This window comes from Streptomyces nogalater (genome assembly GCF_039532885.1).
In the GTDB taxonomy this organism is placed as follows: Bacteria; Actinomycetota; Actinomycetes; order Streptomycetales; family Streptomycetaceae; genus Streptomyces; species Streptomyces nogalater.
The window spans coordinates 59,493-68,765 of the sequence record NZ_BAAASM010000065.1 but is presented as its reverse complement, the minus strand read 5'-3'; the positions used below and the strand labels follow the sequence as shown (position 1 = coordinate 68,765).

Sequence of the window (9,273 nt, the reverse complement as noted above, 5' to 3'; positions counted from 1 at the left end):
GCCGACGCGGTCGGCGTTCTGGCCGAACGCAACGTCACCGCCTTCGTCGAAATCGGCCCCGACGCCTCGCTGAGCACCGCGGCCCGCGAGACCCTGGCGGAGAAGGACACCGGCCACCTGGTGGTGCCGCTGCTGCGACGGGACCGGAACGAACCCGAAGCCCTGCTGACGGGACTCGGCACACTGCACACCCACGGCATCGCGGTCGACTGGCCCGCCTTCTTCCGCCCGATGCGCCCCGGCACGGTCGACCTGCCCACCTACGCCTTCCAGCACCGGCGGTACTGGCGGGACAGGAAACACCCGGACACCGCCACGGGCGCGTCGGCGCCGGGCGCGACCGGACACACACTGCTCGGCACCTCCCTCGTACCGGCCTCCGGTGAAGGGATGCTGTTCAGCGGCCGTCTCTCCCGCTCGACCGTGCCCTGGACACCCCGGCACACCGGCCTGGGCACCCAGGTGCTCCCGGCCGCCGCGTTCGTGGAACTCGCGGTCCGGGCCGGTGACGAACTCGGCTGCGACGTACTGACCGAACTGACCGTCGAGACCCCGCTGCCCCTGCCGGAACACGGCACCGTCCACCTCCAGGTCGCCGTCGGACCCGAAACCGCCGGCAGCCGGACGGTGACGGTCCACGCCCGGACCGACGAGAACGTCCCGTGGACCCTGCACGCCTCCGGAGAACTCGGCTTCGCCGGCCGGCCGGCCCCCTTCGGCCTCACCGAGTGGCCCCCGGCCGACGCGACCGCACTCGACGGCACGACGGCCTACGACCGGCTCGCCGAAGCCGGGCTCGCCTACCCCGAGGCACTGCGCGGACTGCGCACGGTATGGCGGCACGGCGACGACATCCTCGCCGAGGTACACCTGCCCGAGGCCGCCGAATCCGGCGCCGACGGCTTCGAACTGCACCCCGCCCTGCTGGACGCCGCCGCGCACGCCGCGCGACTCGACGGGACGGCCGCAGCACCGTACCCGGCGGAGACGCTGGCCTCCCGCTGGCGCGGAGTACGCGTGTACGCCACCGGGGCCACGGCCGTCCGCGCGCGGCTGCGGCGCACACCGGACGGGGCGCTGTCGATGTGGCTCACCGACGCGGCCGGGCAGCCGGTCGCCTCGGTGGACCATGTGGAACCCCGGCCGGACGCGGCCGCCGTGGACACCCACGCCCACGCGCGCCTGCTCGGATCCCTGTTCACCCTCTCCTGGCGCCCGCTCACACCCACCGGACCGTCCGGCACCCACCACTGGGCGGCGCTCCCTCCGGTGCTCCCCGGCACCGGCCGGCCGGCCCCGGACCTCGCGGACCTGGAGGCCTTCGCCGACGTGGCCGCGGTGCGGCGCGCCACGGCGGCCGGCCGGCCGCTGGACGCGGTGGCCGTGTGGTGCGCGCCGGACGACACAGGCGGCGCCGACGCCGCGCACACCGCGACCCGTGCCGTGCTGGCGCTGGTCCAGGAGTGGCTCGCCGCCGACGAACCCGCCGGAGCCCGGCTGGTGGTCCTCACCCGCGGCGCCGCGGCGGTCGCCTCAGGCGAGGACGTGGATCCCGCGGCGGTGGCGGTCTGGGGCCTGCTGCGCTCGGCGCAGTCGGAGGCGCCCGGCAGGATCGTCCTCCTCGACCTCGACGGCGAGCCGGTGACCGCGCGGACGCTGTCGCGGGTGCTGTCCTCCGGCGAACCGCAGGCGGCCCTGCGCGCCGGGCGGGTGTTCGTACCCCGCCTGGGCAAGACCACGGCCGACGCCGCGCGGAAGGCGTCCGGCGGCTGGGACCCCCGGGGCACGGTCCTCGTCACCGGCGGCACGGGCGCCCTCGGCGGACTGTTCGCCCGGTACCTGGCCACCGAGCACGGCATCCGCCACCTGCTGCTGGTCAGCAGGAGCGGACCGGACGCACCCGGCGCCGGCGAGCTGCGCCGTCAGCTCACCGAACTCGGCGCCGAGGTCACGATCGCGGCGTGCGACACCGCCGACCGCGACGCACTCGCCGAACTGCTCGCGGCCCTCCCCGCCGACCGGCCGCTGACCGGTGTCGTCCACCTGGCGGGCGTGGTGGACGACGGGCTGGTGTCGACCCTCACCGGTGACCGGCTCGACGCGGTGCTGCGCCCGAAGGCCGACGCGGCCTGGCATCTGCACGAGCTGACCCGGGAGCTGAACCTGTCGGCGTTCGTGCTGTTCTCGTCCGCCGCGGGCGTGATCGGCGGCCCCGGCCAGGGCAACTACGCCGCCGCCAACGCCTTCCTGGACGGGCTCGCCCAGCACCGGGCCGCCCGTGGGCTCACCGCCACGTCCATAGCCTGGGGCCTGTGGGCCCAGACCACCGGGATGAGCCGCCACCTGGAAGAGGCGGACTTCAAACGGATCGCGCGCAGCGGCCTGCTGCCGATCACGGAGCGCGAGGGAACGGCCCTGCTGGACGCGGCCCTCGCCGTCGGCGAACCGGCGGTGACCGCGACCCCCGTGGACCCGGTGGCGTTGCGGGCGAACGCGGCCCAGGCACCGCTGGTGATGACGGGCCTGGTGCCCGCCCCGATGCGGCGCGCCGCCCGCAACTCCGGCGCGGACGCCGTCCCGCTCCCGCAACAGCTCGCCGCCCTGGACGAGACCGCGCGGCAGGAGCGGATGCTGGCCCTGGTCCGGGCCGGGATCGCCGGCGTGCTCGGCCACGCGGACGCCGACGGCGGCACGATCGGCCCCGACCAGCCCCTGAGCACCCTGGGGCTCGACTCGCTCACCTCCGTCGAACTGCGCAACCGGCTCGGCGACACGGTCGGCACCCGGCTGCCCGGCAGCCTGATCTACGACCACCCCACTCCGCGCTCCCTCGCCGGCCATCTGCTGGACGTGGCGCTGCGCGGACCGGACGCCCTGGACACCTCGTCCCGGCCCGCCGTGGACTTCGCGGCGGAGGTCCGGCTCGCCGATGACATCCGTCCCGCGAAGGAGGTCGTCCGGGCCGTCACCGACCCGGCGGAGGTGCTGCTGACCGGCGCGACCGGCTTCCTCGGGGCCTTCCTGCTGCGGGACCTGATGCGCGACACCCGGGCCACGGTGCACTGTCTGCTCCGCGGCACCGACGCGAACGAGGCCCTGGAACGGCTGCGGACGAACATGGAGTGGTACCACCTGTGGGACGAGGTGGACCCGGCCCGGCTGCGGATCGTGCTCGGTGACCTGGCACGGCCCGGACTCGGCCTGGAACCCGCCGAGTTCGACCGCCTGGCGCGCGTGGCCGACGTGGTCTACCACGCCGGGGCACAGGTGCACTGGCTGCGCCCCTACACGGAGCTGAGGGCGGCCAACGTGGACGGCACCGAGGAGATCCTGCGCCTCGCCGCCCGGCACCGCACCGTACCCGTCCACCATGTCTCCTCCGTCGGTGTGTTCCCCGGCCCGGTGACCGCAGGGGAGCCCGTGCGGGAGACGGACCCGACAGGTCCCCCCGAGGCACTGGCCACCGGCTATGTGCAGAGCAAGTGGGTCGCGGAACAGCTCGTCGGCCTGGCCAGGGAACGTGGCCTGCCGGTATCCGTGTACCGCGTCGACGTGATCTGCGGCGACCAGGTCAACGGTGCCTGCCAGACGGCCGACTTCGTATGGCTGAGCCTCAAGGGGCTGGTCCAGGCCGAAGCCGTACCCGCCGGGCTGTCCGCGGCCGTGCACCCCGTCCCGGCGGACTACGTCAGCAAGGCGATCCTCACGGTCTCCCGGGAGCCCGGGGCCGCCGGCGGGACGTTCCACCTGTCCAACGGGAGCAGCCTGGACTTCGGTGAGTTCGTCGGCCACCTCCGGGCGACCGGGTACCGCCTGGACGAGCTCGACTGGGACACCTGGAAGGCGAGGGTGGGCGCCGACCCCGACAACGCCGTGAACCCGCTGCTCGACGCCTTCGAGGCACTGGCGTCGGACACCGGCAGGTTCTACCCCGCCTTCGACACCTCCGCGACCCGGGCCGCGCTCGAAGGGACCCCGGTCGTCTGCCCGGAGATGACGAAGGAGCTCTACGCCAAGTACGTCGGCTTCTTCGTGGACCGCGGGTACTTCCCGCCGCCTCCGGCCGGGCACGGCGCATGACACAAGCGGGCCGGAGACCGACGCACCGCGTCGGTCTCCGGCCCGCTTCTGCCGCCGTCAGGCGACGCCGCAGACCTGCTCCCGCTCCTGGCCGCCGGCGCCGAAGTCGACGGTGCACCACAAGGGCATCGTGTCTCCTTCGTGGTCGACCGGCGGCGCCGTGCCCTCGGCCACCAGGTGGGGGAGCAGCAGGCGCCAGAAACCGGTGACGGAGCGGTCCGGGCTCCGCTCGGCCCCGGCCCGGGACCGGACCTCCAGGCCGGCCAGGAACGACGTGATGATGGAGACGGCCTCGTCGATCCCCACGTCCGGTGACAGCGCGCGCTGGTCCCTGGCCACCACCAGCATCAGCTGCACCCAGTCCTGCCACTGCTCCCACAGATCCACCGTGCCCTGCCAGGTGGGGTCGCCGCCGAGGCTGAAACCGGCCCGCAGCACCGGGTCCCGGACGATGCACCCGGCCAGCGCCTTAGAGGTGTCGACCAGGAGCTGTATCGGTGCGGGGTGACGCACCGGGACACGACCGGTGATGTGCAACAGCGTCCGCGCAGCGGCCAGTTCGACGGCCTCACCCAGGGCACGCTTGCTCTTGAAATGAAAGTGGAGCGCGCCATTGCTGACACCGGCCCGATGACTGATCGCGGAGATCGAGGCCTCGGCGTAGCCGACGTCGTCGATGACCTCCGCGGCCGAGCGGATCAGGTCTTCGCGGGTTCTGAGGGCACGGTGCTGTCTGGCCATGAAGGGCACTCCCAAAAGGGTGAGTGAGCGACAGATCGAGCGCACGAGAAGGCGCCACAGAACGAACGCGCGCGCCGCCGTGGAAGTCGGCTCGGCGGCCCCGGACAGCGAGAACACGGGTCTGTCCGCATCCGGGTGGCCGCCGCGTCGTGGACGGAAGTCGAAACGCACTGCTTCGGCCCAAACGTGCACCGGATCACTGTAAGACCCGTCAGACCGGTTCGTACCAGGGACCGCGAATCCGGCGCGATATCGATCTCCGCGCCAGGCCGAGGGATCCGGAGCGCACATGAGGGGAACGACCGCCAGGGTGTAGGTGGCGTGGAGTGCGGTCCCCTACGCGGTCCCGGCCGGGACGGGCACCACCCGTGACGCCCGGGACGAGGCGATGGCCCCGGACGGCTGGAAATCCGCCCCCACCTCTCCCTGAAACGGCCCATGCCGGGCGCCGGCCCGGTTCTCCCTCACGTCCCCGGGGTACGGGTGAGCAGCCGGTCGATCTCGGTGAGCACGTGGTCCACGTGCGGACGCACCCGCGCCCGCAACGCGTCGCTCCAACTCTCCTCGGAGTAGCGGCAGTCGAGGTAAAGCCGCCTGGCGTGTCCGAGGACGGCGCGGTGTTCGGGCGGGAGCTGTGTGAGGGCCCAGTCGGCGGCGGCGTCCTTCGACTCGATCCGGCCGGTGGCGAGCGTGGTCCACACACGGGCGAGGGTCAACAGGACGTTGCGGGTGTCGCTGTCCAGTTCGTCCAGCAGGCCGGGGACACCCGCCACGCTCGCCCGGACCAGGTCGCCCGGCGGCACCGGGTCGAGGACCCGCGCCGGGCGGGGGCCGGTGAGCGGGTGGTCCCCGCTCAGCGCCATGGTGATCAGCAGGGCGAGATCGGGCATCGGCTCCGGCCGGGGGACCAGCCCCGCCTCGTACTCGCCGCGCGGCCACTCGCCGTAGAGGAAGTCACAGGCCGGCGGGTACCGCCACGGCCGGACCTCGGACTGTACGACCACGGTGAGCTCGACCGGGCGGACCTCGTTTCCGGAACCGGAGATCCTGAGCAGTCCACCGAGGAGTGCCCGCCGGTCCCGCTCGTCCATGTGCCGTCGGGAGACGACCAGGACGTCCACGTCGCTGGCCGGCCTGAGGCCACCGAGCACGGAGGAGCCGTGCAGGTAGGTCCCGACGACATCCCGGCCGAGCACATCACCGACGAGCCCCACGATCTGCCGAACCTGATCCACCGCACCAGCCTCTCCCGCCGCCCCGGCCGACCGCACCGCATTATCCGCTCCGGCGGACCGACGGGACGCGGGGGAGCCCAGACCGGCACTCAGCCGCCCCGGGCTGATGCCGGTCCGGCGGCGGGACCGACGGCACTGGCGAGGCGGGAGGCGGATGCGGACGCGCTGGTGCGGGCGGTGGAGGAACTGCACGCGGCACGGGTGCTGTGGCTCGCGCGGGCGGAGGAGTACGCCGCACAGCGCCGGGCGGAGAAGCGGGCCGGGCGGCGGGCGGTACCGGACCCCCGGCCGTGGTGGCCGCGGAGCCGGTGGGAGGGGCCGGACCGCGCCTGGTCCGACGACCCGTTCCACCATCCGCCGCTGCGCCTGCCCGCGTACGTCCGGCGGTCACCCCCCGCTGGCCCGCGGCCCGGCCGGCCGGATACGACACGGCGAACGCCCGCACCCGGCAGGACGCCGCCGCGTCGTGACTTGGGTCACGTGACCGTGGACACCCATGCGCCGAAACCGTGCCTCGCCCGGGGCCGTCGGCGTTCCGGCAGGCCACCCCCCAAAGAAGTGCTTTGAGGGTCTCAAAGTACAAGTGTTAACGTGTTCGATGTGAAGACAGCTGTGCGCCCCCGTGAAGCCATTGGCACCCTGCTCGTGGCGCGCCTGCATGTCGACCTGTGCCGCTGTATGTCCGCGGTCTGTTGCCGCGCGGTCTGACCGGCATCATGCAGCGGCGCCGCCCGTAGCGCGCGTGCGCCGCACCCACCCCGCCTTTCCGTATTCCCCGATACGCCTCACTGGAGTGTGTCCGTGTCCGCGTCCGCGAGCACCGAAACCCCCGCCAAGCCCGTCCGGCGCATACCCGCGGTGCCCTTCTGGGCCCAGATCGTCGCCGGTCTCGTCCTCGGTGTCGTCCTCGGCTGGGTCACCCGCAGCTATGACGTGCAGTGGCTGTACACCACGCTGGACAAGATCGGCCACATCTTCGTCCAGCTGCTGAAGCTGGCCGTCGCCCCGCTGGTCTTCTTCGCGATCCTGGTGTCCATCACCAACCTGCGCAAGGTGAACAACGCCGCCCGGCTGGCCTCCCGCACCCTGCTCTGGTTCATGATCACATCGCTGATCGCGGTCGCCATCGGCCTCGTGATCGGCCTGATCACCAACCCCGGCGCGGGCACCGGCCTCACCCCGAAGGACGGCCAGAAGCCCCAGCACGCCGGCTCCTGGCTGGACTTCCTCACCGGCATCATCCCGACGGACGTCATCACGCCCTTCACGCAGCTGAACGTCCTGCAGATCGTCTTCATGGCCGCCGTCGCCGGCATCGCCGCCCTGAAGCTCGGTGACAAGGCGCAGCCGATCCTGACCCTCAGCGAGTCGGTCCTGGAGCTGCTGCAGAAGGCCCTGTGGTGGGTCATCCGCCTCGCCCCGCTCGGCACCGTCGGCCTCATCGGCTACGCCATCGCCGACTACGGCTGGGACCTGATCGGCAAGTACGCCACCTTCACCGCCGATGTCTACATCGGCTGCGCCCTGGTCCTCTTCGGCGTCTACCCGCTGCTGCTGGCGACCGTCGCCAAGGTCAACCCGGTCCAGTTCTTCAAGGGCGCCTGGCCCGCCATCCAGCTGGCCTTCGTCTCCCGCTCGTCCGTCGGCACCATGCCGGTCACGGTCAAGGTCACCGAGCGCCTCGGCGTGCCGAAGGAGTACACCTCCTTCGCCGTCCCGTTCGGCGCCACGACGAAGATGGACGGCTGCGCCGCGATCTACCCGGCTCTCGCCGCGATCTTCATCGCCCAGATCTTCGACGTGCAGCTCAGCGTCGGCGACTACCTGCTGATCGCCTTCGTCTCGGTGATCGGCTCCGCGGCCACCGCCGGTCTGACGGGTGCCACGGTCATGCTGACGCTGACCCTGTCCACGCTGGGCCTGCCACTGGAGGGCGTGGGCCTGCTGATGGCGATCGACCCGGTGCTGGACATGATGCGCACGGCCACCAACGTCGCCGGCCAGGCACTGGTCCCGGTCGTCGTCGCCGCCCGCGAGAAGATCCTCGACCTCGACGCGTACAACTCCGCCTCGGGTTCCCCGGTGGACGACGAGTACGGCGTGCGCGACGCCGAGCAGAAGGTGACCCTGCCGGCCACCGCCTGACACTTCCTCACACGACGGCGCCCCCACCGGCCCACAGGCCGACGGGGGCGCTTCGTGCGTACGGCCACGGACATGCGGCCTCGTACTACCGGTTCACCAGTGCCCCGAGAATGCGCGGCCGGTCGTACTGGCTCGGCACTTTCAGGCAGGATGGCAGGGCGATACAGGGCGAGGAGGCGATGGTGTTCGGTAGACGCACGCGTATATGGGCGGGTGCCTTGGTCGTGGCCTGCGCGGTGCTCATGGGCCCCAGCGCACCGGCCGGCACCCTCTTCGCCAGACCGCTGCCCGCCGAAGCCGTCAAGGACGTCGTACCGCACCGGGTCATGACGTGGAACATCTGCAACCCGTGCGACAAGAGCAACCTCGACCGGGCAAGGGAGATCGCCACGTACGCGCCCCAGGTCATCGGCCTGCAGGAAGCCTGCGTGCGTGACGTCGAGAGGATACGGAGCCATCTGAGGCGGTTCTACGGGCTGGTCTACCACGTTGAGTACGGGACGGTCCTCCAGGACTGGGGCCGCTGCGGGGGAGTGCCGTGGAATCCCGGGGCCTACGGCCAGGCGATCCTCTCGGCGGCACCGCTGACGGACCCCGTCAGCGTGGAATACCCCGACGGCGGATCCGAGGACCGCGGATACATGGCGGTCACCGCCACGGTGGGCGGCCAGTCCGTCCGCGTCTTCAACACACACCTCGCCCAACGACGTCAGGAAGCGGTCCGCGCAGACCAGACCAAGGCGCTCGCCGCGGAGGTGGCCCGGTACGACCGCGCGATCGTCCTCGGCGACTTCAACGCCGTACCGGACGCCCCCGAACTCACCCCCCTGTGGAAACTGGCCGCGGATGCGGACCCCCGGTGCCGTCCCGTGTACACCGGCGGCTGCCTCCCGACCACCGACTGGCAGAGCAAGTTCGATTACGTGTTCCTGCGCGGCATCGTCCCGCGCGGACACCGTGTGCACCCGACCCCGTACTCGGACCACCACCTGCTGCACGCCGACCTGGACATCGACCACGACGGCACCCGAGCCGAACAGTGATCGCCCGGCTGGTCCAGGCAACCCCGCCA

The 9,273-nt window shown here is 72.3% G+C and carries 5 protein-coding genes; 3 read left to right on the top strand and 2 right to left on the bottom strand.

Annotated elements, in window-relative coordinates:
- Nucleotides 1–4,080: thioester reductase domain-containing protein (locus tag ABD350_RS33025; RefSeq protein ID WP_344352659.1), on the top strand; the 4,080-nt coding region annotated here is incomplete at its 5' end.
- Nucleotides 4,081–4,137: 57 nt separating this feature from the next.
- Here ABD350_RS33025 and ABD350_RS33020 read toward each other — a convergent pair.
- Complete coding sequence (locus ABD350_RS33020; RefSeq protein WP_344352658.1) at nucleotides 4,138–4,821, bottom strand: ScbR family autoregulator-binding transcription factor; 684 nt, start codon at nucleotides 4,819–4,821, stop codon at nucleotides 4,138–4,140.
- A 464-nt stretch (nucleotides 4,822–5,285) separates the two neighbouring features.
- Nucleotides 5,286–6,056 carry an aminoglycoside adenylyltransferase family protein gene (locus tag ABD350_RS33015; protein ID WP_344352657.1) on the bottom strand — a complete coding sequence of 257 codons (771 nt, stop codon included), beginning with the start codon at nucleotides 6,054–6,056 and terminating at the stop codon, nucleotides 5,286–5,288.
- Nucleotides 6,057–6,851: 795 nt separating this feature from the next.
- On the opposite strand from ABD350_RS33015, the gene ABD350_RS33010 reads away from it, so the two are divergent.
- Both ABD350_RS33010 and ABD350_RS33005 read left to right on the top strand, forming a co-directional pair.
- Nucleotides 6,852–8,201 carry a dicarboxylate/amino acid:cation symporter gene (locus ABD350_RS33010; protein WP_344352656.1) on the top strand — a complete coding sequence of 450 codons (1,350 nt, stop codon included), beginning with the start codon at nucleotides 6,852–6,854 and terminating at the stop codon, nucleotides 8,199–8,201.
- Between the two features lie 179 nt (nucleotides 8,202–8,380).
- Nucleotides 8,381–9,244 carry an endonuclease/exonuclease/phosphatase family protein gene (locus ABD350_RS33005; RefSeq protein WP_344352655.1) on the top strand — a complete coding sequence of 288 codons (864 nt, stop codon included), beginning with the start codon at nucleotides 8,381–8,383 and terminating at the stop codon, nucleotides 9,242–9,244.
- The last annotated feature ends 29 nt before the right edge of the window (nucleotides 9,245–9,273 follow it).

What these genes read in the sequence shown, in the direction of transcription:
- ABD350_RS33020 (WP_344352658.1), bottom strand. Translation starts at nt 4,821, where the DNA reads ATGGCCAGACAGCACCGTGCCCTCAGAACCCGCGAAGACCTGATCCGC.
- ABD350_RS33005 (WP_344352655.1), top strand. Translation starts at nt 8,381, where the DNA reads ATGGTGTTCGGTAGACGCACGCGTATATGGGCGGGTGCCTTGGTCGTG.